The organism is Streptomyces sp. NPDC093591, assembly GCF_044764885.1.
Lineage (GTDB): Bacteria > Actinomycetota > Actinomycetes > Streptomycetales > Streptomycetaceae > Streptomyces.
On sequence record NZ_JBIWIY010000004.1, the window covers coordinates 220,754 to 243,887 of the forward strand.

At 72.0% G+C, this 23,134-nt stretch carries 19 protein-coding genes and 2 pseudogenes; 8 read left to right on the forward strand and 13 right to left on the reverse strand.

All coding sequences use genetic code 11. From position 1 onward, the window contains the following. Window positions 1-3 precede the first annotated feature (3 nt). Window positions 4-1,314 carry an FtsX-like permease family protein gene (locus ACIREI_RS10435; protein ID WP_403329994.1) on the forward strand — a complete coding sequence of 437 codons (1,311 nt, stop codon included), beginning with the start codon at window positions 4-6 and terminating at the stop codon, window positions 1,312-1,314. Between the two features lie 41 nt (window positions 1,315-1,355). Here ACIREI_RS10435 and ACIREI_RS10440 read toward each other — a convergent pair. Further along, window positions 1,356-1,909: pseudogene (locus ACIREI_RS10440) on the reverse strand (TetR/AcrR family transcriptional regulator). Window positions 1,910-2,026: 117 nt separating this feature from the next. On the opposite strand from ACIREI_RS10440, the gene ACIREI_RS10445 reads away from it, so the two are divergent. Both ACIREI_RS10445 and ACIREI_RS10450 read left to right on the forward strand, forming a co-directional pair. Further along, complete coding sequence (locus ACIREI_RS10445; protein ID WP_403329997.1) at window positions 2,027-2,893, forward strand: AAA family ATPase; 867 nt, start codon at window positions 2,027-2,029, stop codon at window positions 2,891-2,893. Further along, on the forward strand, window positions 2,890-4,248 hold the full coding sequence (locus ACIREI_RS10450) for a VWA domain-containing protein (protein ID WP_403330000.1): 1,359 nt from the start codon (window positions 2,890-2,892) through the stop codon (window positions 4,246-4,248). The genes ACIREI_RS10445 and ACIREI_RS10450 overlap by 4 nt, the downstream gene beginning before the upstream one ends. Before the next feature lie 19 nt (window positions 4,249-4,267). Here the strand turns inward: ACIREI_RS10450 and ACIREI_RS10455 are convergent. Beyond that, window positions 4,268-4,897 (reverse strand): annotated as a pseudogene (locus ACIREI_RS10455) (SDR family oxidoreductase); the annotation flags it as partial. 143 nt (window positions 4,898-5,040) lie between these two features. On the opposite strand from ACIREI_RS10455, the gene ACIREI_RS10460 reads away from it, so the two are divergent. Further along, complete coding sequence (locus tag ACIREI_RS10460) at window positions 5,041-6,015, forward strand: NAD(P)-dependent alcohol dehydrogenase (protein WP_403330003.1); 975 nt, start codon at window positions 5,041-5,043, stop codon at window positions 6,013-6,015. A gap of 58 nt (window positions 6,016-6,073) precedes the next feature. Here the strand turns inward: ACIREI_RS10460 and ACIREI_RS10465 are convergent, their stop codons facing one another. The 3 genes from ACIREI_RS10465 to ACIREI_RS10475 all read right to left on the reverse strand — a co-directional run bounded on the left by ACIREI_RS10465 (window position 6,074) and on the right by ACIREI_RS10475 (window position 8,328). Further along, the gene (locus tag ACIREI_RS10465; protein WP_403330880.1) at window positions 6,074-6,430 is read right to left on the reverse strand and encodes a cupin domain-containing protein; all 357 of its coding nucleotides are present in this window, start codon (window positions 6,428-6,430) and stop codon (window positions 6,074-6,076) included. 144 nt (window positions 6,431-6,574) lie between these two features. Beyond that, complete coding sequence (locus ACIREI_RS10470; RefSeq protein WP_403330005.1) at window positions 6,575-7,552, reverse strand: pyridoxal-phosphate dependent enzyme; 978 nt, start codon at window positions 7,550-7,552, stop codon at window positions 6,575-6,577. After that, window positions 7,549-8,328 carry a transcriptional regulator gene (locus tag ACIREI_RS10475; protein ID WP_403330006.1) on the reverse strand — a complete coding sequence of 260 codons (780 nt, stop codon included), beginning with the start codon at window positions 8,326-8,328 and terminating at the stop codon, window positions 7,549-7,551. Before ACIREI_RS10475 ends, ACIREI_RS10470 begins: the two co-directional genes overlap by 4 nt. A gap of 181 nt (window positions 8,329-8,509) precedes the next feature. Here ACIREI_RS10475 and ACIREI_RS10480 point away from each other — a divergent pair, with 181 nt between their 5' ends. The 4 genes from ACIREI_RS10480 to ACIREI_RS10495 all read left to right on the forward strand — a co-directional run bounded on the left by ACIREI_RS10480 (window position 8,510) and on the right by ACIREI_RS10495 (window position 15,034). Next, window positions 8,510-9,694, forward strand: a complete 1,185-nt coding sequence (locus ACIREI_RS10480; RefSeq protein WP_403330009.1) for an MFS transporter — start codon at window positions 8,510-8,512, stop codon at window positions 9,692-9,694. Between the two features lie 37 nt (window positions 9,695-9,731). Then, entirely contained in the window at window positions 9,732-11,498 is a 1,767-nt protein-coding gene (locus ACIREI_RS10485; protein WP_403330012.1) for a beta-galactosidase, read from the forward strand. Next, window positions 11,495-13,867 carry a beta-galactosidase gene (locus ACIREI_RS10490; RefSeq protein ID WP_403330015.1) on the forward strand — a complete coding sequence of 791 codons (2,373 nt, stop codon included), beginning with the start codon at window positions 11,495-11,497 and terminating at the stop codon, window positions 13,865-13,867. Before ACIREI_RS10485 ends, ACIREI_RS10490 begins: the two co-directional genes overlap by 4 nt. Before the next feature lie 99 nt (window positions 13,868-13,966). Continuing rightward, entirely contained in the window at window positions 13,967-15,034 is a 1,068-nt protein-coding gene (locus ACIREI_RS10495) for a LacI family DNA-binding transcriptional regulator (protein WP_403330018.1), read from the forward strand. A gap of 147 nt (window positions 15,035-15,181) precedes the next feature. Here the strand turns inward: ACIREI_RS10495 and ACIREI_RS10500 are convergent, their stop codons facing one another. The 8 genes from ACIREI_RS10500 to purU form a co-directional block, all read right to left on the reverse strand. Further along, complete coding sequence (locus ACIREI_RS10500; RefSeq protein ID WP_403330021.1) at window positions 15,182-17,182, reverse strand: heavy metal translocating P-type ATPase; 2,001 nt, start codon at window positions 17,180-17,182, stop codon at window positions 15,182-15,184. 76 nt (window positions 17,183-17,258) lie between these two features. Beyond that, window positions 17,259-18,131 (reverse strand): metal ABC transporter permease, encoded by an 873-nt coding sequence (locus tag ACIREI_RS10505; RefSeq protein ID WP_403330024.1) that lies wholly within the window; start codon window positions 18,129-18,131, stop codon window positions 17,259-17,261. Beyond that, window positions 18,128-18,934: a metal ABC transporter ATP-binding protein gene (locus ACIREI_RS10510; RefSeq protein WP_403330027.1), complete on the reverse strand. Its 807-nt coding sequence runs from the start codon at window positions 18,932-18,934 to the stop codon at window positions 18,128-18,130. The genes ACIREI_RS10505 and ACIREI_RS10510 overlap by 4 nt, the downstream gene beginning before the upstream one ends. A gap of 38 nt (window positions 18,935-18,972) precedes the next feature. Then, the gene (locus ACIREI_RS10515) at window positions 18,973-19,914 is read right to left on the reverse strand and encodes a metal ABC transporter solute-binding protein, Zn/Mn family (protein ID WP_403330030.1); all 942 of its coding nucleotides are present in this window, start codon (window positions 19,912-19,914) and stop codon (window positions 18,973-18,975) included. Window positions 19,915-20,061: 147 nt separating this feature from the next. Beyond that, window positions 20,062-20,808, reverse strand: coding sequence for an SOS response-associated peptidase (locus tag ACIREI_RS10520; protein WP_403330033.1), 747 nt, complete (start codon window positions 20,806-20,808; stop codon window positions 20,062-20,064). Window positions 20,809-20,852: 44 nt separating this feature from the next. Further along, the gene (locus ACIREI_RS10525; RefSeq protein ID WP_403330035.1) at window positions 20,853-21,527 is read right to left on the reverse strand and encodes a DUF6766 family protein; all 675 of its coding nucleotides are present in this window, start codon (window positions 21,525-21,527) and stop codon (window positions 20,853-20,855) included. Window positions 21,528-21,690: 163 nt separating this feature from the next. Then, entirely contained in the window at window positions 21,691-22,098 is a 408-nt protein-coding gene (locus ACIREI_RS10530) for a hypothetical protein (RefSeq protein WP_403330038.1), read from the reverse strand. A gap of 102 nt (window positions 22,099-22,200) precedes the next feature. Beyond that, window positions 22,201-23,118: a formyltetrahydrofolate deformylase gene (gene purU / locus ACIREI_RS10535; protein WP_403330041.1), complete on the reverse strand. Its 918-nt coding sequence runs from the start codon at window positions 23,116-23,118 to the stop codon at window positions 22,201-22,203. Window positions 23,119-23,134: the final 16 nt, after the last annotated feature.

Sequence of the window (23,134 nt, forward strand, 5' to 3'; positions counted from 1 at the left end):
GCGATGTTCCTGCTGGCCATGCGGTCGATACGGCACCGCCCCGGGCGGTTCCTCGCCACCCTGCTGGCCGCGTTCCTCGGCGCGGCGATCATCATGACGTTCAACTCGATGCACGACACGGCGGCGCAGGACGGCGTCGACCCGACCAGCGCGGAGACCCTGTCCACCGCGGCGGGCGTGGTCGGCGGCTACGGCACCCTGCTGGTGTTCTTCGCCGTCGCCTCCACCCTGACGGTCAACGTCCGTCAGCGCGCCGCCGAGTTGGCGCTGCTGCGCTGCTCGGGGGCGACTCCGGCGCAGCTGGGGCGGATGGTGGTCGGCGAGGCGGTGGTCGTGGCGGTGGTGGGCGCGGCGCTGGCGATCGGCCCGGCGATGCTGGCCGGTCGGGCGCTGCTGGACGTGTTCCAGGACAGCGGCCAGGTCGCCGGATCCGTCGAGCACTCCTTCGGCCCGATCGCCCTGATGACGGGCATCGACATCACGCTGCTCGCGTCGGCCGGCGCCGCCTTCCTCGCCGTACGGCGGGCGACGCGTGGAAAGGAACGGCGGGGCGGGGCAAGGAAGTTCCTCGCCTACGCCGCGCTGCTCACCGGTGCGGCTTCGGCCTCCTCCACCTTCGTGTTCTCGGCGACGGACGCGGCCCTGATGGCGCCGCCCGCCTACGGGGCGATCCTGCTGTCGGTGGGCTTCGCGCTGATGGCGCCGCGACTGCTGCGGGGCGTGCTGGACCGGCTGTCGCTGAGCGGGGCGAGCGGCTGGCTGGCCGTACGGAATCTGCGGGAGCGGGCGGGTCAACTGGCCGGGATCCTGGTGTCGTTGATCCTGTTCACGGCGGTGGCCACGGCCACGCTCACCATGCAGGCGGTGGAGAGCGACGCCGTCGAGGCCTCGGGTCTGACGAAGTCGGTCGACGCCAAGAACCTCGAGACGCTCAACTTCACGGTGGTCGGCATCATCGTGGTCTTCGTCTGCGTGATGCTGGTCAACTCGCTGTACGCGGCGACGAGTTACCGCGTCCGGGAGTTCGGTCAGCAGCGCCTGGCGGGCGCGACCCCGCATCAGGTGCTTGGGACGGTCGGCGCCGAGACGCTGATCCTGACCGTCACCGGGGTCCTCTTCGGCATGGTGGCCGCGCTGGCCGGGATCGTCCCGTTCACCGTGGTCCGCACCGACGGGGTGCTGCCGGGCGAGGTCTACGGCATCGGTGCCGCGGTGGTCGCGGTCGCGGCGGTGGTGACGCTGGGGACGAGCCTGGTCACGGCCCGGCGGATGCTGCGGACCGCGGCGGTGGGGGCGGTCGCGGTGGCCTCATGAGAGAGCGACCACGGGGGACGGCCGCTTCGGCGGCCGTCTCTTCATTTCATGTCGGCCGCGTGCAGGAGCGCCGTCACGGTTGCCGTGGTCAAGCCGTCCAGCGTCTCGATCCCGGCGCCCGCGCGCACTGGCGCCGTCGAAGACCAGCATCAGCCGGCGCGCCAGCAGCTCCGGATCCCGCGCCCCGCCCTCCTCCGCCTGCGTACGGAGGAAGCCCTTCAGCCGCTCCTTCGCCCCACGGGCGACCACACTCGCCGGATGTCCGGGATCCTTCAACTCGACCAGCGCGGCGAGACAGGGGCAGCCCTGGTAGGTGGGCTCGGTGGACGCCGTCTCCAGCCGTTCGAAGACCTGGAGGACCCGCTCGCGTGGCGTTGCCGTGTCCTCGGAACCGGACGCAAGCTGGGCCTCGTACGCCGGAAGCCGTCGCTCCAGGCTCGCCGCGAGGACCTCGCCCTTGCCCCGAGAAGAGCTGGTACATGGACCGTTTCGAGACGCCGGCGGTCCGGCACAGCGCCTCGACGCCGATGGACACACCGTCGCGGTAGAAGAGCTCGGCCGCTGCGTCGAGCAAACGGTCCCTGGTCGCGGTCATGGAGCGAGGTTACCGCGCACCCGGCCCACCGGAAACCGATCGGTATACCGGGTGACACAGGCGGTGAACAAGCGCTTAGATAGGCGGAGCACGCTCAGCACCGACCTGGAGGCCCCGTTGTTCACATCCGTCGACGACGTCTCCGCGCGTCTGGCCGAGACCGGCTATCTCGCCTCGCCCGCGGTCGCCACGACCGTCTTCCTCGCCGACCGCCTCGGCAAGCCGCTCCTGGTGGAGGGCCCGGCCGGGGTCGGCAAGACGGAGCTGGCCAAGGCCGTCGCCGAGGTCGCCGGGGCGCGGCTCGTGCGTCTGCAGTGCTACGAGGGGGTCGACGAGTCCCGGGCGCTGTACGAGTGGAACCACGCCAAGCAGTTGCTGCGCATCAGCGCGGGCCGCGACGAGACGTGGGACGAGACGCGCACCGACATCTTCAGCGAGGAGTTCCTGCTCACCCGGCCGCTGCTGACCGCCATCCGGGGCGAGGACCCCAAGGTGCTGCTGATCGACGAGACCGACAAGGCGGACGTCGAGGTGGAGGGCCTGCTCCTGGAGGTGCTCAGCGACTTCCAGGTGACCGTCCCCGAGCTGGGCACCATCACCGCGACGCGCCGCCCGTTCGTCGTCCTCACCTCCAACGCGAGCCGGGAACTGTCCGAGGCGCTGCGCCGCCGCTGCCTCTTCCTGCACATCGGCTTCCCGGACGAGGAGCTGGAGCGCCGGATCGTACGGCTGAAGGTGCCGGGCCTCGACGAGGCGCTGGCCCGCTCGGTCGTACGGGTCGTGGGCGCGCTGCGGGCGATGGACCTGCGCAAGGTGCCGTCGGTCGCCGAGACCATCGACTGGGCGCGCACGCTGCTCGCGCTCGGCGCCGACACGCTGGACGAGACGGTCGTGCAGGCCAGCCTCGGCGTACTCCTCAAGCACCAGGACGACGTCCTCAAGGCGTCCACCAAGCTGGACCTGGACGCCCTGGACGCGCCGTGACCACGCCCGCGGGTGTCGCCGAGCGGCTGACGTCCCTCGTCGGGGCGCTGCGCGCGCACGGCGTGCGGATCGGTACCGGCGAGACGGTGGACGCGGCACAGGCGGTGGAGGCGCTCGGCCTCGCGGACCGGGAGCTGCTGCGCGAGGGGCTGGCGGCGACGCTGCTGCACGGCACCGGCCAGCGGCAGGTGTTCGACCCGGTCTTCGACCTGTACTTCCCGCGCGGTGTCGGCGGGCCGGAGCAGAAGGCCGCGGGACGGGACGACCTGCGCGACCGGCTGGCGGCCGCGCTCACCGCCGACGACCGGTCGATGATGGGCCGGTTGGCGGTCGAGGCGGTCGACGGTTTCGGGGGCTACGGCTCCGCGCCGGAGTCGGACGGCTGGTCGTCGTACCAGGCGCTGGAACGGCTGCGCCCGCAGACCCTGCTCGCCCGCGTCCGTGACGACATCCGGGCGCAGGGCGGCAGTTCGGGGTTCGCCGACCGGCTGCTGGAGGACGAGATCCGGCGGCGCATCGAGGCGTTCCGGGCGCTGGTGGCCGCGGAGGCGCGCCGCCGGGTCGCCGAGCGGCGGGGCCGGGACGAGATCGCCCGGCGGGCGGTGACGCCGACCGCGGACCGGGTGGACTTCCTGTTCGCGGGGAAGGCTCAACTGGCCGAGCTGCGCCGGGCGGTTCAGCCGCTCGCCCGCAAGCTCGCGACCCGGCTCGCGGCCCGTCGCCGCCGTGCCTCCCGGGGCTCGATCGATCTGCGGCGGACCCTGCGCGGGTCGCTGTCGACGGGCGGGGTGCCGATGAAGCCGGTGCTGCGCCGACGCCGTCCCGTGCGCCCCGAACTGGTGCTGCTGTGCGATGTGTCGGGCTCGGTGTCCGGGTTCTCGGACTTCACGATGCTGCTGGTGCAGGCGCTGCACGACCAGTTCAGCAAGGTGCGCGTGTTCGCCTTCGTCAACCGGATCGACGAGGTGACCGGGCTGCTCCAACGCGGCACCGCCGACCCGGAAGGGCTCAGCGCGCGCATCGAGGCGGAGGCCACGCTCACCGGCTATCACGGCAGCAGCGACTACGGCATGGCACTGGGCGAGTTCGCGGAGCGGTACGGCGACGCGGTGGGCCCGCGCACGACCGTGTTCGTCCTCGGCGACGCCCGCACCAACATGAGCGACCCGAACCTGCCGGCCGTCCGGCAGATCGCCGAACGGGCGCGCCGCGTCCACTGGTTGAACCCCGAGCAGCGTTCCCGCTGGGGCACCGGCGACTCCGCCGCGCCCGACTACGCCGAACTGGTCGAGATGCACGAGTGCCGCACCGCCCGGCAGCTCAGCGCGCTGGTGGCGCGCCTGCTGCCGGTGTGATCAGGGCGGTCGGGGGTCGTCAGGCGGCGGCGAGCTGCGGGTAGAGGGCGACCGGATCGGCCGCCAGGCCGGCCTTGACCTGCCGTGAGATGTCATCGGCCAGGACCTCGTAGGCGCCGGACGCGATCCCGTCGAGGGCCTGGGCCGCGACGCTCTCGGCCGTGGACTTGGGCGCGTCGATGCCGGAGCTCAGGTCGGTGTCGACGTATCCGACGTGCAGGCCGGTGACGTCGATGCCGCGCGGCTTCAGGTCGAGTCGCAGCGAGTTGGTCTGTGACCAGAAGGCGGCCTTGGACGCGCTGTAGGAGCCGGCGAGGCCGAGCCACGACAGCACGGAGTGGACGTTGAGGATGTGGCCGCCGCCGTTGCGCTCGATGACGGGGACGAAGGCCCGGGTGACCAGCAGCGGCCCGTAGAAGTTGGTCTCGAATTCGCGCCGGACGTCGTCGACGGGCGAGTCGAGGAAGTTCGCGTTCACCGAGGCTCCCGCGTTGTTGATCAGCAGGGTGACGCCCTGCGCCCGCTCGGCGGCCGCGGCGACGGACGCGGGGTCGGTCACCTCCAGTGCGAGCGGTACGGCGTCGGGGTGCGTGACGGTGCGCGGGTCGCGGGCGGTGGCGTACACCCTCTTCGCGCCGGCGGCAGCCGCGGCATCGGCCGCGCCCTAGTCAGGGTAAACCGATCGGTTTTCTCAGGGCAAGGCCGGGTCGGCTCCGGAGAAAATCAGGGTTCATCCCCGATATCCGGTTCTGCGGGACTTCCGTACTGTCGCCAGAAACAGAGGGGGATCCCATGAAAGCTGTGGTTCAGGACCGGTACGGATCGGCGGACACGCTGGAGTTCAGGGAATTCGACACTCCGGTGCCGGCGGCCGACGAGGTGCTGGTGCGGGTGCACGCGGCCTCGGTCAACGCCTACGACTGGCACCTGATGCACGGCGACCCGAAGATCGCCCGTCTGGCCTTCGGGCTCTCCAGGCCGAGGGCCAGGATCCGGGGCCGGGACTTCGCCGGCCGCGTGGAAGCCGTGGGCAGCGGGGTCGTGGGGCTCGAACCCGGCGACGAGGTGTTCGGGGAGGCCGACGGCGCCTTCGCGGAGTTCGTGTGCGCCAAGGACTCCATGGTGGGCCCGAAGCCGGCCGACCTGACCTTCGAGCAGGCGGCCGCGATACCCCTGGCGGGGAACACCGCCCTGATCGGACTGCGGGACGTGGGCCGGGTGCAGCGGGGCCAGACGGTCCTGGTCAACGGCGCGTCGGGCGGGGTGGGCACGTTCGCCGTGCAGCTCGCCAAGGCGTACGGCGCCGAGGTGACCGCGGTGTGCAGCACGAGGAACGTGGACCTGGTCCGCTCACTCGGCGCCGATCACGTCATCGACTACACGCGCGAGGACTTCACCCGGAGCGGCCGACGCTACGACGTCGTACTGGACCTGGTGGGCAACCACTCGCTGGCCGCGTTCCGGCGTGCGGTCACTCCCACCGGCACCCTCGTGCTGTCCGGCGGCGGCGTGTACGAGGGCGGCAGCGTCGTCGGACCGATGGGGCTCTTCTTCAAGAGGCGGCTGGCGGCGCCGTTCACCCGCCAGCGGCTGCGCGAACTCCCGGCCAGGCAGAGCAGGGCGAACCTCGCGGCGCTGCGCGAACTCGCCGAGTCCGGGAAGATCGCCCCGGCCATCGAGCGGACGTATCCGCTGAGCGAGGCGGCCGAGGCGATCCGGTACGTGGAGGTGGAGCACGCGCGCGCGAAGGTCGTCGTCACCGTGTGACGAGCCGACGAACCGGCGCGGAGCGGCCGGTACTACGTCTTCGCGTACTCCCTCGCCATCACTTCTTCGCGTACTCCCTCGCCGTCTGTCCCTGGAAGTCGTAGAGCACGACCTGCTCGTCACCCACGACCCAGGCGTCATGCCCGGGCGAGCAGACGAAGACGTCTCCGGGGCCGACTTCCTGTTCGCCGCCCTCATCCATGCGGATGTGCAGACGGCCCTGGAGCATGTAGCAGTTGTGGTGCATCTGACAGCTCTCGGTGCCCGCGATCGGGCCCACGGACTCCGTCCAGCGCCAGCCGGGCTCGAAGGTCGCCACAGCGAAGTCGAGATCCGTCATGTGGACGGCTTCGAGGTGGCCGCGGGGGAAATCACGGCGCTCGTCGGGCTTTTCGAGCGGCTTCACTTCCAACACCATGACGCGCTCCCTTCCGGCCGCGGCTCACCGCGGCCTGGGCCGGTCTCCCCGGCGGCCCTGGGCATCGCCGTCGGCGGTCCGGCCCCCTACCACTCCATCGTCCGCCCGTCCATCCGTGGCCGCCAATCGGGGAACGCCCGCTCAGGCCCGCTTCCCGCAAAGTTCGGCGAAGCGCTCGGCGTCGACGTTGCCGCCGGAGACGATCACGCCGACCCGGCGCGGCAGCGCACCCGCCCGGCCGGTGAGCAGGGCGGCCAGCGGGGTGGCCCCGCTCGGCTCGACGACGATCTTCAGGCGTTCGAACGCGAACCGCATCGCGTCCCGGATCTCGTCGTCGCCGACCAGCGCGATCTCGTCGACGAGCCGCCGGTTCACGGAGAAGGTCAGCTCCCCGGGTGTGTGCAGGGCCTGCCCGTCGGCGATGGTGTACGGCACCGGGATGCTGATGCGCCGCCCCGCTTCCAGGGACCGCTTGGTGTCGTCGCCGGCCTCCGGCTCGACGCCGATCATCCGGATGTCCGGGTGCAGGCCCTTGGCCACCGTGGAGCTGCCGGCGATCAGTCCGCCGCCCCCGACCGGCGCGATGAGGGCGCCCAACTCCCCTACCTCTTCGAGCAGTTCGAGGGCGGCGGTGCCCTGACCCGCGATGACATGCGGGTGCTCGTAGGGCGGGATGAGGGCGAGGCCGCGCTCGGCGGCCAGGGCCTCGCCGATCGCGACGCGATCGCCGGTGTAGCGGTCGTAGGTGACGATCTCGGCGCCGTAGCCGAGGGTCGCCGCCCGCTTCGACGGCGGGGCGTCCACGGGCATGACGATCACCGCGGTGGTGCCGAGCTCCCGGGCGGCCAGGGCGACGGCCTGGGCGTGGTTACCGGAGGAGTAGGCGGCGATTCCGCGGGCGAGCTGCTCCGGCGTCAGCCGCGAGGCCGCGTTGTAGGCGCCGCGGAACTTGAAGGCGCCGACGCGCTGGAAGTTCTCGCACTTGAGGAAGACCTCGGCACCGACGAGTTCGTCGAGGGTGCGCGAGCGCAGCACCGGCGTGCGGTGCGCGACACTCCTGAGCCGCGCGGCGGCATCACGGACGTCGTCGAGGGTGACCGGCGGGGTGGTGGTCGTCACGCGTGTCCTCCAGGGGATGTCTCGTCGGTGACTGTGCGATCGGTCGCACGGTGGGTCGCGCCGTCCGGCGCTCGATCGGCCGCGCCGTCTGCCGCCGCCCGGTCCGTCGCCGTCCGGGCATCGGTTCGCGCCTGCGACAGATAGCTGTAGGCGGACGCGCGGGAGATGCCGAGCCGTGCCGCGACCTGTTCGATCGCGCGCCGCACGCCGAAGACGCCCCTCTCGTCCAGGCCACGGAACAGCTCCAGGCGCTGCGCGCGGTCGAGAGCGGCCCAGCTGCCGTTCTGCCGGAGCCGGTGGGCGTCGAGGATGGCCTCGACGACGGAGTCGATGTCGTTGCCGAAGGTGGTGACCGGCACGTCGGCCGGGGTGCCGCCGATGCCGGCGAGGGCGCCGAGCAGGGCGTGGGTGTCGGCGACGGCGGTGACGTCGAGGTTGACGCAGAGGGCGCCGAACACGGTGCCCGTGGAGTCCCGCAGCACCATGGTGGACGCCTTGACCAGCTTGCCGTTACGGGTCCGGGTGACGTAGTTCAGCTCATCGCCGGCCCCGTCGCCGCGCGCGACGATCCGCATGCCGATCTCGCTCATCGCCCCGCCCACGGCCCGCCCGGTCACCGAACCGGCCACGGCGACCACGGACTTCTCCGGCCGCCGATAGTCGTGCAGGACCACCTCGCACATCGGCCCGAACGTGGCCGCGAGCCCGTCGACGACCGGCGCCAGCGCGGCGACGATCGCGTCCCGCTCGGATTCCAGGGCCTGTTCGGCCGCCATCACGCACTCCCCGTCCGCCCTCGACACCGCCCTCTGTCCATCGAGCGACTTCTAGACTACATGTCCAGAATCTGTACTGACAGTCCAGAAACGCGCCACCCGCGATCATCGGAGCCTCCCGCCGAAGAGTGCCGCACGGATCTTGACGAGCGGCGTGATGTTACCGGTAACATCACGCTCCATGACAGCAGTGCCGCCGGCACCCCCGCATCCCCGGGCGGTCCGGGTCTTCAGCCCCGCCGCCGTGGTCGCCTCCTGTGTGGGCTTCATCCTCATGGGCGCCCTCCAGGCCCTGTACGGCCCCGCGATTCCCGCTTTCCGCGAGGAGTTCGGCCTGTCCCCGTCGGCGGCCGGCCTCGGGCTGAGCGCGCACTTCGTCGGTGGGGTGGCCGGCGTGCTGCTCTTCGACCGGCTCTACGGCCGGATCGGCAACCGGCGGATCCTGGGCGCCTCGTATCTGCTGATGGCCGTCGGCGCGGCCGGCTTGGCGCTGGCGCCGAACTGGCCGACCGCCCTGGTCATGGCCCTGCTGGCCGGGATCGGGTTCGGCGGTATCGACTACGGCCTCAATCAGCTGTTCGCCGTCGGCTTCGGCCACCGCTCGACCGCCATGCTCAACATCCTCCACGCCCACTTCGGCATCGGCGCGATCCTCGGCCCGGCCCTGATCGCCGTGGTCGGCGCCGCGCACTACCCGGCCGTCTTCCTCGGCTTCGCGCTGGCCAACCTGCCGCTGCTGCTGTGCCTGCGCGGCGTGCGCGACCGGGCGCCGCAGCCGTCCGAGGCGGCCGGCGAGTCGAACGGCGGCCAGGTACTGGCTCGCAGTCTCGGCTCCGTACTCGCCGTGTTCATCGCCCTGTACGTCCTGCACGTCGGCATCGAGGCCGGTGTCGGCGGCTGGGAGCCGACCCATCTGGAGACCGTCGGCCACAGCGCCGGATTCGCCGCGACCGCGACGTCCGTGTTCTGGCTGATGATGACCGTCGGCCGCTTCCTGGTCGCCCCGATCGCGCTGCGTTTCTCGGCCCAAGCCATCATCACGGTCTCGTGCGCGGGCATGACGGTGTGCCTGCTGCTCGCCGCGGTCCCGGCACTGGCCCCGTACGCGTACGCAGGTGTCGGCCTGTTCATCGCGCCGATCTTCCCGACCGGGCTGCCGTGGCTCAACCGGGCGGCCCCGCAGGCCCGCAGAGCGGGAGCGGTGGTCATCGCCGCCTCCATGGCCGGCGGGGTGGTGGCGGGCCCGGCGTTGGGCAAGGCCATCGAGTGGTCCGGGATCCGCGCGGTCCCGCTCCTGCTGTCCGGTGTCTCGGCCCTGTGCCTGGCCGCCACGCTCTGGCTGATCCGCAGTACCCGAACTCGTTGAACCCGCTGCGCACTTCATGGTGAAGGGAAGCTTCCGTATGTCCGCTCTGACGACGTCACCCGACGGTTTTCTGCTGCACGGCGAGCCGTGGCGGATCATCTCCGGCGCCATGCACTACTTCCGGATCCACCCCGACCAGTGGGCCGACCGACTGCGCAAGGCCCGCCTCATGGGACTCAACTCGGTGGAGACGTACGTACCGTGGAACCTCCACCAGCCCGATCCGGACGGCCCGCTCGTCCTCGACGGCTTCCTCGACCTGCCCCGCTATCTGCGCCTGGCCCGCGACGAGGGCCTGCACGTCCTGCTGCGACCGGGTCCGTTCATCTGCGCCGAGTGGGACGACGGCGGTCTGCCGGCGTGGCTGGTCGCCGACCACGACATCCGGCTGCGCACCAGCGACCCGCGTTTCACCGAGGCCATCGACCGCTATCTCGACGCGCTGCTGCCCCCGCTGCTGCCGTACATGGCCGCGGCGGGCGGTCCGGTGATCGCCGTGCAGGTGGAGAACGAGTACGGGGCCTACGGCGACGACTCCGCCTACCTCAAGCACCTCGAACAGGCCTTCCGCTCCCGGGGCGTCGAGGAGCTGCTCTTCACGTGCGACCAGGCCAACCCCGAGCACCTGGCGGCCGGCGGCCTGCCCGGTGTCCTGGCGACGGCCACCTTCGGCAGCCGGGTCGCCCAGAACCTGGCGGAGCTGCGCAGGCACCAGCCCGAGGGCCCCCTGATGTGCGCGGAGTTCTGGATCGGGTGGTTCGACCACTGGGGCGGGCCCCACCATGTGCGCGACGCCGCCGACGCCGCCGCCGACCTGGACCGTCTGCTGTTCGCGGGCGCCTCGGTCAACATCTACATGTTCCACGGCGGCACCAACTTCGGCTTCACCAACGGCGCCAACCACAAGCACGCCTACGAGCCCACCGTCACATCCTACGACTACGACGCGGCCCTCACCGAGTGCGGCGACCCCGGCCCCAAGTACCACGCCTTCCGCGAGGTCATCGCCCGCCACGCGCCGGTACCCGCCGAGCCCGCGCCCACCCCCGCGCCCAAACTCCCGGTCACCACAGTGGAGTTGGACCGCCGGGCCGCGCTCCTCCCCCACGCGTCCGCCCTCGCCGAGCCGGTCCGCACCGACGACCCGGCCACGATGAACGAGCTGGACGTGCAGACCGGTTACGCCCTCTACCGCACCACCTTCGAGGCGGCGGGTGACGGCCTGCTGCACTTCGCGGGCGGTGTCGGCGACCGCGCCCAGGTCTTCGTCGACGGCGCCCCCGTCGGCGTCCTCGAACGCGAACGCCAGGACGAGACCCTCCCCGTACGCGTCCCGCGCCCCGGCGCCACGCTAGAGGTGCTCGTCGAGAACATGGGCGGCGTCAACTACGGTCCCCGCATCGGCGCTCCCAAGGGCCTCCTCGGCCCTGTCTCCTTCCACGGCACGGCGCTGCGCGGCTGGGACTGCCACCCGCTGCCCCTCGACACCCTGGACGCCGTGCGGTTCGAGCCGTCCGAGGCGACCACGGCCGCCGAACCCGCCTTCCACCACGGCACCTTCGACGTCGACAGCCCGGCGGACACCTTCCTCGCCCTGCCGGGCTGGACCAAGGGCCAGGCCTGGATCAACGGCTTCCACCTCGGCCGCTACTGGAACCGGGGCCCGCAGCACACCCTGTACGTCCCCGCCCCGGTCCTGCGCCCGGGCACGAACGACCTCGTCGTCCTGGAACTGCACGCCACCACCGCCACCCGCGTCCAGCTCACGGACACCGCCGACCTCGGACCGGAGAACACGTGGTGACCCGCCCGCACCGCCTGCGCATCCCCACACCCGCCGCTCCCCCGCTGACGGGTCACCTCCCGTTCGCCGACGCGCCCGGCGTCACCGACCCGGTCGAGGTGACCAGCCGCTGGCTCACCCGCGGCGGCCGCCCCTGGTTCCCGGTCTCCGGCGAGTTCCACTACTCCCGCTACCGGGCCGGGGAGTGGGAGGAGGAACTGCTGAAGATGAAGGCGGGCGGCGTGACCGCCGTGGCCTCCTACGTCATCTGGATCCACCACGAGGAGATCGAGGGCCGCGTCCGCTTCGACGGCGACCGCGACCTGCGCCGCTTCGCCGAACTGTGCGCCCGCCACGGCCTGGACTTCATCCCGCGCATCGGCCCCTGGTCCCACGCGGAGGTCCGCAACGGCGGCCTGCCCGACTGGCTGTCGGCCCGCGACTGCACACCTCGCACCGACGACCCGGCGTACCTGGAGCCGGTGCGCGGCTGGTTCGCGGCCGTCGCCGAGCAGCTGCGCGGCCTCGACCGCGGCCACGGCGGCCCGATCATCGCGATCCAGATCGAGAACGAGCTCTACGACCAGCCCGGCCACCTGCGGACGTTGAAGCGCCTCGCCCAGGAGGCCGGCCTGAGCGCACCGGTGTGGACGTCGACCGCGTGGGGCGGCGTCCAGCTCCCGGGCGACGAACTGCTCCCGCTGTACGGCGGCTACTGCGAGGCCTTCTGGACCGAGGCGGACGGCGGCTGGCCCGACACCTGCCGCAAGCACTTCTTCTTCACCCACCAGCGGGACGACGAGGGCATCGGCGCCGATCTGCGGCCGGCCACCGTCCGGGGCGGCGCTCCGGACGCCTTCGCGGGCCGATTCCCCTGGGCCACCTGTGAGTTGGGCGGCGGCATGGCGGTGGCCTACCACCGGCGGCCGCGTGTGGACGCCGCCGACATCGGCGCGCTCGGGCTCACCAAGATCGGCTGCGGCTCGGTGTGGCAGGGCTACTACATGTTCCACGGCGGCACGAATCCGGCCGGGGAGCTGACCCCACTCCAGGAGTCCCACGCCACGGGCTACCCCAACGACCTGCCCGTCCTGACGTACGACTTCCAGGCACCGCTCGGCGAGTACGGCCAGTACCGCCCCTCGTACGACGAACTACGCCTCCAGCACCTGCTGTTGGCGGACTTCGGCCACCTCATCGCCCCGATGGAGTCCGTGCTGCCGCAGGACCGGCCTGAGGGCCAGTACGACCGGGACACGCTGCGCTGGGCGGTGCGCGCGGACGGCACCTCGGGCTTTCTGTTCGTCAACAACCACCAGCCGCACGAGCCCCTGCCCGACCGCCCGGACACCTCGTTCACGGTCGAATTCCCGGGCGAGGCAGGGACGTTGACGCTGCCCAGCTCGCCGGTGTCGGTGCCCGCGGGCGCCTACTTCTGCTGGCCGTTGCGGCTCGACGTCGCGGGTGTGCGGCTGGAGTGGGCGACCGCGCAACCGGTGTGCACGGTCGGCTCGGGCGGCCGTTCGCTCCTGGTGCTGGCCGCCACCGACGGCATCGCGCCCGAACTCGCCCTGGACGCGGGCACGGTGAAGTCGGTGAGGGCGCCGTCCGGGCAGGTCGCCGAGGCCGACGGGCGGATCCTGGTGACCGGGCTGCGGCCCGGCACCGACGCGCTGGCCGAGGTGGAGGCGGTGGACGGCCGGCGGGTCGGTCTGCTGGTGCTGGACGCGGCGACGGCTCGTACCGTCTACCGGGGCGAGGCGTGGGGCGCCGAGCGGCTGGTGCTGTGCGCGGACGGAGTCGTCTTCGACCGCGACGAGGTACGGGTCCACAGCACTGCGGTACGGCCGTCGTTCGCCGTGCTGCCCGCGCCGGAACATGCGCTGGTGGTCGACGGTCGGACGGTGGCCGGCGAGGCGGACGGGGTGTTCGTCCGCTACACCGTCGGGGGCGGCGGCGTGGAGGGTGAGGGCTGCGCGGTGCCGGCCGCCCTCGTCCGGCCCGCCGGTCCGGCGCCCGAGCCCTCGACGGGCGTGCTGAAGCGGGCGAGCGTGCCCGCCGACAAGTACTTCGACACGGTGGCCACCGAGTACCGCGTCGACGTACCGGAGGACCTCCCGGCGGGGGCCGTGCTGCGGCTGCACTGGAGCGGGGACGTGGGGCGGGCGTACGTGGGGAACGCCCTGGTCGCCGACCAGTTCTTCTCGGGGCGGGTCTGGGACATCGGGCGGCTCCCGACGGGAGCGGTGCTGCGGGTGCGGATCCTCCCGCTGCACCCCGACGCCAGGGTGGACGTGCCGCAGGACGCCAGGGAGGCGGCGCGGACGGCTGCCGTGACACGTGCCGAGTGGATCAGCAGCCGGACGTGGGCGGTCCGGTCTGCGGCCTGAGCCGCGCCCGTCCAGAGTCTCGCCCCGCGGGCCTGCCTATGCTGGGGGTCTGCCGGGGCGGGACACCACCGCCGTGCCGACGTCGAGGAAACAGCCATCATGACCCGCAGCTCCGCCGACGGCACCGCTCCGAGGGGGCGCAGCAGACGGAACTTCGCGGGCTCGCGTCCGGTGATGGACGACGTGGCCAGGCTGGCCGGTGTCTCCAAGCAGACCGTCTCGCGCGTCCTCAACGACCATCCGTCGGTGCGGCCCGAGACCCGCGAGACGGTTCTGGCGGCCATGCGGACGCTGGGCTACCGGCCGAGCCGCAGTGCCAGGTCGCTGGCCAGCGGGAAGACCCGGATGCTCGGCGTGATCTCCTTCGACGCCGCCCGCTATGGTCCCGCCTCCATCCTCACCGCGATCAACACCGCGGCCCAGGAGGCCGGTTACCTGCTGAGCTCGATCGCGCTGGACACCGCCGAGCCCGACACCGTGGTCGAGGCGGTGAACCGGCTGTCGGCCGAGGGCGCGGACGGCGTGCTCGCCATCGCGCCGCAGCTGTGGGCGGGCAAGGCACTGGCGGACACCCGCCTCGACACCCCGCTGGTCGTGCTGGAGAACGGCCTCGACGCCGACACCCAGCAGGTCACCGGCGACTCCCGGACCGGCGCCCGCAAGGCCACGGAACATCTGCTGGGGCTCGGCCACCGCACCGTCTGGCACCTCGCGGGCCCGACCGGCTGGACCTCCGCCGACTACCGCACGGGCAGTTGGCAGGCGTGTCTGGAGGCGGCCGGCGCCGAGGTCCCGGCCCCGCTGATCGGCGACTGGAGCGCCGACTCCGGCTACGAGCTGGGCCGACAGCTGGCCCGGCGCCCGGACGTCACGGCCGTGTTCGCCTCCAACGACCAGATGGCCCTCGGCCTGCTGCACGCCCTGCACGAAGCCGGGCGCTCGGTACCCGACGACGTCAGCGTGGTGGGCTACGACGACATCCCCGAGGCCGCGCACTTCCTGCCCCCGCTGACGACCGTACGCACGGACTTCGCCGAGATCGGCACGCGTTCGCTGCGCCTGCTGCTGGAGCGGCTCGACGGCTCCGCCGAGCCGCTCCGGGTCGACTCCCTGGTCCCGGTGGACCTCGTGATCCGTCGCAGCAGCGGCCCGGCGCCGGGGCACTGACGGGCCTCCTCCGACAGCGCCCGGACGCCAACGGCTCTCTGCCCCCCCCCCGACGGGGGCCCTCTCACCTCCGGCGGCGGCCGGAATTCCCCTGCGGCCGGCGGTCGCTGCGACTGATCCAAAGGAGCCGACCAACACCGACGCTCGTCAGCCGGCGCCTCCGCCGGTCGCGTCGGTCGCCGCCCGCTGCCAGGCCGCCTCGCGCAGCAGGCGCAGGCCGTTCAGGCCGACGAGGACCGTGGAGCCCTCGTGGCCCGCGACGCCGAGCGGCAGCGGAAGGGTGCCGACCAGGTCCCAGGTGACGAGGCCGGCGATGAACACACCGGCGATGACGAGGTTCTGCACGACCAGCTTCCGGGCCCGGCGGGAGAGGGCGACGGTGGCGGGGACGGCGGCGAGTTCGTCGCGGACGATCACCGCGTCGGCGGTCTCCAGGGCGAGGTCGGAGCCCGCCCGGCCCATGGCGACGCCGACATGGGCGGCGGCCAGGGCGGGAGCGTCGTTGACGCCGTCCCCGACGACCATCACCTTGCGGCCCGCGCCCTCCCACTCCTTGACCGCGCCCGTCTTGTCCTGCGGCAGCAGCCCGGCCCGCACGTCCTCGATGCCGGCCTCGGCGGCCAGACGGGCGGCGGCCCTGGGGTTGTCGCCGGTGAGCAGCACCGGGGCGGTGCCGGTGAGTGCGGTGAGGGAGGCGACGGTGGCGGCGGCGTCGGGACGCAGCCGGTCCGCGATGCCGAGCACTCCGGCGGGGGCACCGTCGACGACCACGAGGACGGCGGTACGGCCGGACTGTTCCAGCTCCTCGGCGAGCGCGGCGACCGGGCTGCCGTCGCCGTCGACGGCGTCGAGCAGGCGGGCCGGGGCACCCACCTCGACCGTGCGCCCCGCGACGAGGGCCCGTACCCCGACGCCGGGCGTGGAGGCGAAGTCCTGCGCGGTGGGCAGCTCCAGTCGGCGCTCCTGGGCCGCGGCCACGACGGCCCGGGCCAGCGGGTGTTCGCTGGGGTGCTCGGCGGCCGCGGCGAGCGTCAGCAACGCCTCCTCGTCCAGCCCGCATCCGGGCAGCGGCCGTACGTCGGTGACGCGCGGCGTGCCCTCGGTGAGGGTTCCGGTCTTGTCCAGCGCGACGGCGTCGACCTGGCCGAGGCGTTCCATCGCCACCGCCGACTTCACCAGGACGCCGTGCCGGCCGGCGTTGGCGATGGCCGACAGCAGGGGCGGCATGGTGGCCAGGACCACCGCGCACGGCGAGGCCACGATCATGAACGTCATGGCACGCAGCAGCGCGTCGGAGAACGCCTCGCCGAAGGCGAGCGGGACACCGAACACGGCGAGCGTCGCGGCCACCATGCCCAGCGAGTAGCGCTGTTCGACCTTCTCGATGAACAGCTGGGTGGGGGCCTTCGTCTCGGACGCCTCCTGCACCATCCGCACGATCCGGGCGATCACGGAGTCGGAGGCATCGCGTTCGACGCGGACGCGCAGCGCGCCGGTGCCGTTGAGGGTGCCGGCGAACACCTCGTCGCCGGGCGCCTTCGCCGCGGGGAGCGGTTCGCCGGTGATGGTCGCCTGGTCCACCTCACTGGCGCCGTCCAGCACGCGGCCGTCGGCTCCGACGCGCTCGCCGGGCCGCACGAGGACGGTGTCGCCGACCGCCAACTCCTCGACGGGGACGGTCTGTTCGGTGCCGTCGGGGCCGATGCGGGTGGCGGTGGCGGGGGCGAGGTCGAGCAGTCCGCGTACCGAGTCTGCGGTGCGGGCGGTGGCGAGCGCCTCCAGGGCGCCCGAGGTCGCGAAGATGACGATCAGCAGGGCGCCGTCCATCACCTGCCCGATCGAGGCGGCGCCGAGCGCGGCGACGACCATCAGCAGATCGACGTCGAGGGTCTTGTCCTTGAGCGCCTTGAGCCCCTCCCAGCCCGGCTCCCAGCCGCCGGTGACGTACGACAGCGCGTACAGCGGCCCCCAGGTCCAGGCGGGTGCTCCGGCGAACTGCAGGGGCAGCGCGAGCAGGAACAGCACGGTGGCCGCGGCGGCCCAGCGGACCTCGGGCAGCGCGAGGAGCCGCGTACGCCGCCGGGGGACGGTGCCGGGCCGTGCGGACACGGCTCGGTCGGCCGAGGGCGAGGTGAGCGTGGAAGTCATGCAGGGCACGATACAGGAATAGATGAAGACCCCTTCATGTCTTCATATCGAGAGCCCGAAAGCGCAGGACCTCATGTCAGACAGCGGCTCGCGCGGCTCCCCACCGCCGTGCCCGGTACCTTCCCACCGCCCTGCACAAGAGGTAGATCGTGAACGAGATCGTGGTGACGTACGGGCTGATGGGGACGCTGCTGCCCAGGGCCAGCAGGATTCCGCCCTCGATCGAGGCCACCGCGAACACCACGCTCAGCGTCGGCAGAAGCACCGGTGAGGCCGTGATCCGGGCCGCGGCGGCCGCGGGCGTGACGACCAGGGTGAGGACCAGCAACGCCCCGACGATCTGCACGGACAGCGCGACCGCGAGCCCCAGCACGATCATGAAGGCGAACGACAGCCCTCGTACGGGCACCCCCCGTGCCTCGGCCACTTCCGGGTCGGCGCTGGCGAAGGCGAGCGGCCGCCACATGACCGCCAGCGCCACCAGCACCACGGCCGAGGTGCCGAGCAGCCAGGACATCTGCGGGGTGTCGACGGCGACGATCTGCCCGGTGAGCAGGCCGAACTTGTTCGCCGCCCGCCCCTTGTACAGGGCGAGGAAGAGCACACCCAGGCCGAGGCCGAACGGCATGATGATGCCGATCACCGAGTTGCGGTCCCGGGCACGCGAACCGAGCAGGCCGATGGCTCCGGCCGCGATCAGGGAACCGACGATCGAGCCGGCCACGATGTTCGCGTCCAGCAGCAGCGCGGCCGAGGCACCGGCGAACGACAGCTCGCTGATCCCGTGCACCGCGAACGGCAGGTCCCGCATGATCACGAAGACCCCCACCAGACCGCCGACCAGGCCGAGCGCGACGCCGGCGATCAGGGAGTTGCGGACCAGGGCGAGCAGTTCGCCGTAGTTGTCGAAGTCGAAGATCTGCCGCCAGATCCCGTCGGCGAGGTTCATGACCGTACTCCGTGCTGCTGTTCGGGGTGATGCGGCGGCCGCGCCACCTCGTCGGGCGCGCCCACGACCGTGATCCGGTCCCGGACGCGGATGACGTCGACCGGCGTGACGTACAGCTGCGACAGCGCCTCGGAGGTCAGCACCTCGTCGGGTGTGCCGACCCGGAATCCGCCGCGGGCGAGGTACAGCACGCGGTCCACCAGCCCAAGCACGGGGTTGATCTCGTGGGTCACGAAGACCACCGCCGTGCCGTGGGAGCGGCGCCGGGCGTCCACCAGTTCCGTCACGGCCCGCTGGTGGTGCAGGTCGAGGGAGAGCAGTGGCTCGTCGCACAACAGGATGCGGGGGTCGGTGGCCAGTGCCTGTCCGATGCGTACGCGCTGGCGTTCGCCGCCGGAGAGCAGGCCGACGGGGACGTCCGCGTACGCGGTGGCGCCGACCGAGGCGAGGATCTCGTCCACGCGGCGGCGTACGGCGCCGGTGCGCAGCCGGGGTCCGAAGCCGTGCCCGTCGATGCCGAAGCGGACCAGGTCCCGGGCGCGCAGCATGGCGTGTGCGGACAGGGTTCCCTGCTGGGGGACGTAGCCGATGTGCCGGCTGCCGGACCGGGGCGGACGGCCCAGGACCGTCAGCGTGCCGGCCGACAGCCGGCGCCCGCCCAGCAGGGCGCGTACGAGGCTGGTCTTGCCCGATCCGTTGGGGCCGAGCACGGCCAGGAACTCCCCCGGCCGTACGTCGAGATCGAGGTCCCGCCACAGCACGCGTTCGCCGTAGGAGAGGGCCGCCGCGCGCAGGCTGATCACCGCTGTGTCCGTGCGCGGGTCAAAGGGGCCGGGGCGCCTCACTTGGCCAGCGCGTTCGCGAGGGCGTCGACGTTGGCGGTCATCCAGCCGAGGTAGTCCTCGCCCTTGGGCAGGGTCTCCGTCACGGGGACGACCGGAATCCCGGCCGCCTTGGCCGCCTGCTCGGCCTTCTCGGTCTGCGGGCCGGAGGTCTGTTCGTTGTAGACCAGCGCCTTGACCTTCTTGCCGGTGAACAGCGCCAAGGTGTCCCGCAGGGTCCTCGCGGAGACGTCGTCGCCTTCTTCGATGGCTTCGCTGAACGCGGCGGGCGTCGCGTTCTTCAGTCCGCTCGCCTCGATCATGTACAGCGGCACGGGCTCGGTGATGGCCACGGCCTCGCCGCCGTGGTCGGCCTTGATCTCGGCTTCCTTCTGCTCCAGGGGCTTCAGCTTCTCCTCGAAGTCCTTGGCGTGCTTGGTGAAGGTGGCGGCGTCGTCCGGGTCGGCCTTGGCCAGGGCGGTGGCGATGCGGTCGGCGAGCTTGGCGACCGTGGGGAAGTCGTACCAGACATGCTCGTTGAGCTCCCCGCCCGCCGGGGCGCCCTTGCCGGAGACCTTGACCGCGTTGATCACCTGGGCGGACGAGTTGCCGCCCGTCTTCAGCATGCGGTCGATGAAGTCGTCGTAGCCGCCGCCGTTCTCGATGACGACCTTCGCCTTGGACAGCGCCAACTGGTTCTGGGTGTTGGCCTCGTAGGAGTGCGGGTCCTGGTCGGGGTCGCTGATGATCGAGGTGACCGCCACCTTCCCGCCGCCTATCCGCTCGGCGATGCTCCCGTAGACGTCCGTCGAGGCCACCACCGGGATCACGGAGGCCGCGGCGGGGCTCTGCGCGGCGCCGGTGCCGCTTGTGGAGTCCGACGAACTGCCGCAGCCCGCCAGGAGGATCAGGCAGGCGCCGGTCATCACCGGGGCGAGACGTCGGGACGAGAACGCGGGCATGGATACCTCCGGGGCACGGCGAATGGTCCGCCGAGCTCCGTCCGTCCCGGCTTCGGCCCCACGCTAGATGAAAACGGATGTCAAAAGCGCCTCTCGGGCGTCCGCAGGAGCAACCCTTACCGAGAACTCACCTATGCCCTGCTCCGCTCAGGGGGCGGGGACCTCGTCCAGGAGCTGGGGCCCGTTGTTGCGGACGCTGTTCACGGCGGGAGAGACGGGGCGGGCATCCAGGTGGCCGTCTGCCGGTGGGGTGAGCAGGGTGCGCAGGTCGTCGGTGGCCCGGTGACGGGGGTCGAGCCAGGCGTCGTAGTGGTCGGGGGTGAGCGCGAGGGGCATACGGGGGTGGATGCGGCCTGCGGCGTCGGTGGCCTCGGTGGTGATGATGGTGCAGGTCAGCAGCCAGGCGGCCGGGTCGTCGGAGTTCTTGATCTCCGGATCGCGCCAGAACTCGTACAGACCCGCCAGCGCCATCACCTCGCCGTCCTGCGGGTGGATGAAGTAGGGCTGCTTGCGGACCTTGCCCGACGTCCGGTCCTTGACCTCGTCCCACTCGTAGAAGCCGTCGGCCGGCAGCAGGCAGCGGCGTTCGGCGAACGCGCGGCGGAAGGCGGGCTTCTCGTGCACCGTTTCCACCCGGGCGTTGATCAACCGCGCGCCGATCTTCACGTCCTTCGCCCACGAGGGCACCAGTCCCCAGCGCAGGGGCCGCAGCCGGCGCCGGGGCGGCTCGTCCTCGGCGGCGCCGCGTGGCGTGCGCTCCAGGACGGCCCACACCTCGTCGGTCGGGGCCACGTTCCAGCTGGGCGCGAGGGTTTCCTCCGGATGCCAGTCGGACACCTGGAACAGCTGGGCGAGGTCCTGAGGGCTGCGGGTGGAGGCGTAGCGGCCGCACATACTGCCACTGTGCCGCATGGGAGAGGGGGCCGCGCTCCGGCTCGTCATCCCTCCACGCCGGTCGCGGTGTGCGCGGCGCCGACGGGCTTGGACTCCGGGGAGCCGCGCTGGCGCAGGTAGATCGACAGGACGACCATCGACGCGACCGCCAGCAGCTCGGACTGCCAGTTCTGCAGGGTGCGGTTCCAGAAGTCGGCGCAGGTGAGGTACTGGGCCCAGGTGACCGGGGCCTGCAGGCCGCGCAGTTGCTCTTCGTTGTAGGCGGCCGTGCCGGTGACGGACTGGGCGAGCCAGGACATCAGGAACACCGCCCCCATCACCAGGCCCAGGGACCGCGAGTACACCGCCAGCCGCCAGCCACGGGCACGTGCCCAGCGTGGGGCGTCGGCGGGGGCGTGCTCCCCCACGAGCTGGTCCTCGTCGGACTCCGGGCCTGCCCTGTCCAGTTCCTTGGACTCCGGGGAGCCGCGCTGGAGGAGCCAGACGGTGACGAAGATGTAGAGGAAGAACTGCAGGTACTCGGACTGCCAGTTCTCCGTCACGTCGACGGCGAAGTCCGACGAGGTGAGGTAGGAGCCGATGCCGATGGGCTCCATTCCGTCGCTGACCAGCCGGTTGTTGAAGTCGGCGTGACCCGCGATCGTCTGTCCGAACAGGCTCAGCAGGAAACCGGTGCCGAAGGCGAGGCTCAGGCCGTTCTCACGCAGAAAGCGACGCATGGCGTGGTCACCTCCCGCCGGCCTGTCCTGCCGCCCTCTCCCGTCGTCCCTCTCCGGTCTTCCTCTCCCGTCGTCATCGGTGCGTCAGCCCCACCGTCATGAAGTAGGCCAGTCCGCCGATCACGCAGACCAGGCACAGGGTGAACATGGTCCGCACCGGCCCTCACCCACCCTTGACCTGGCAGTCGTACGGCTGCTCCGGACGGGGCGTGCATCCGGCGGCGGTCACCTTCCAGCCGGCCGAGAAATGGGCCAGGAACAGCGTGTCGTCGGCGAGGACCACCCGGGCCTGATCGCCGTACACGTCCACTTTCCGCACCACGTCACCGGCCGGCAGCTGTTCCTGGGTCACCGCCCGGTCGCACGGCGTCCGCTCGGACTTCTCCAGTTCCTCGAGGGTGCGGGGCGCCAGCAGAGCGCACGCCTGTCCGCCGTCCCCCTGTCGCAACGCGTCCGTGAATCCGGTGGCGGCCGCGGCGGCGTCCTCGCCGCGTCCGCCCGGAGCGCCGCAGCCGGTGCTCACGGCGAGCGCGGCGAGCAGAGCGCCGCGGCACCATCTGCTGATCGACATCGCGCATCGCTTCCGCTCACGTCCGGACCTCTGTGGCGTGGAGGACCAGCGTCAGCGACGCGCTGACGGCCCGCACGGTGAGGGGTTCCGGACGGGTGACCGTCAGCGGAGGACCACCGTGCGCCTGCCCAGGACGAACACCCTGCCTTGGCAGTGCCAGCAGACCGCTCGGGCCAGTGCCGCCGACTCCGCGTCGCGGCCGATGGCCGCGAGGTCCTCGGGGGTGTGGCTGTGGTCGACGTCGATGACCTCCTGGGCGATGATCGGGCCCTCGTCGAGATCGGCCGTGACGTAGTGCGCTGTCGCCCCGACGAGCTTGACGCCGCGCTCGTGCGCCTGGTGGTACGGCTTGGCGCCCTTGAAGCTCGGCAGGAACGAGTGGTGGATGTTGATCATCCGGCCGGACAGGCGCCCGCACATGTCGTCGGAGAGCACCTGCATGTACCGCGCCAGCACGACCAGGTCGACGTCGAAGGAGTCGACGATCTCCAGCAGTCGCGCTTCGGCCTCCGGTTTGGTCGCGGCGGTGACCGGCACGTGGAAGAACGGGATGCCGTGCCAGGCGACGAGTTCCTCGTGGTCGCGGTGGTTGGAGACCACCGCCACCACGTCGATGGGCAGGTCGCCGCTGCGCGTGCGGAAGAGCAGATCGTTCAGGCAGTGCCCGTAGCGCGACACCATGACCAGGACCCGGCGCCGGGTGCTCACCGGTTCCAGATGCCACCGCATGGCGAAGGGCTCGGCCACGGCGGCGAAGTCGCGGCGCAGGGTCTGGGTGATGTCCTCGCCGCCGAGGGTGGCGAAGCGCACCCGCATGAAGAAGTGGCCGACGCGGCGGTCGCCGAACTGCTGGTTGTCGATGATGTCGCAGCCGTGCTCGACCAGGTACCGCGAGACGGCATGGACGATGCCGGGAGCCTCGGGACAGTCGACGGTGAGCACGTGCTCGACCTGCGCCGCGGCGGGGCCGTCGGCGGGCGGGTGAGCGGGGGACGCGGCGGGAGCCGGGATCTGAGTCATGGTGTGAGCAATCGAC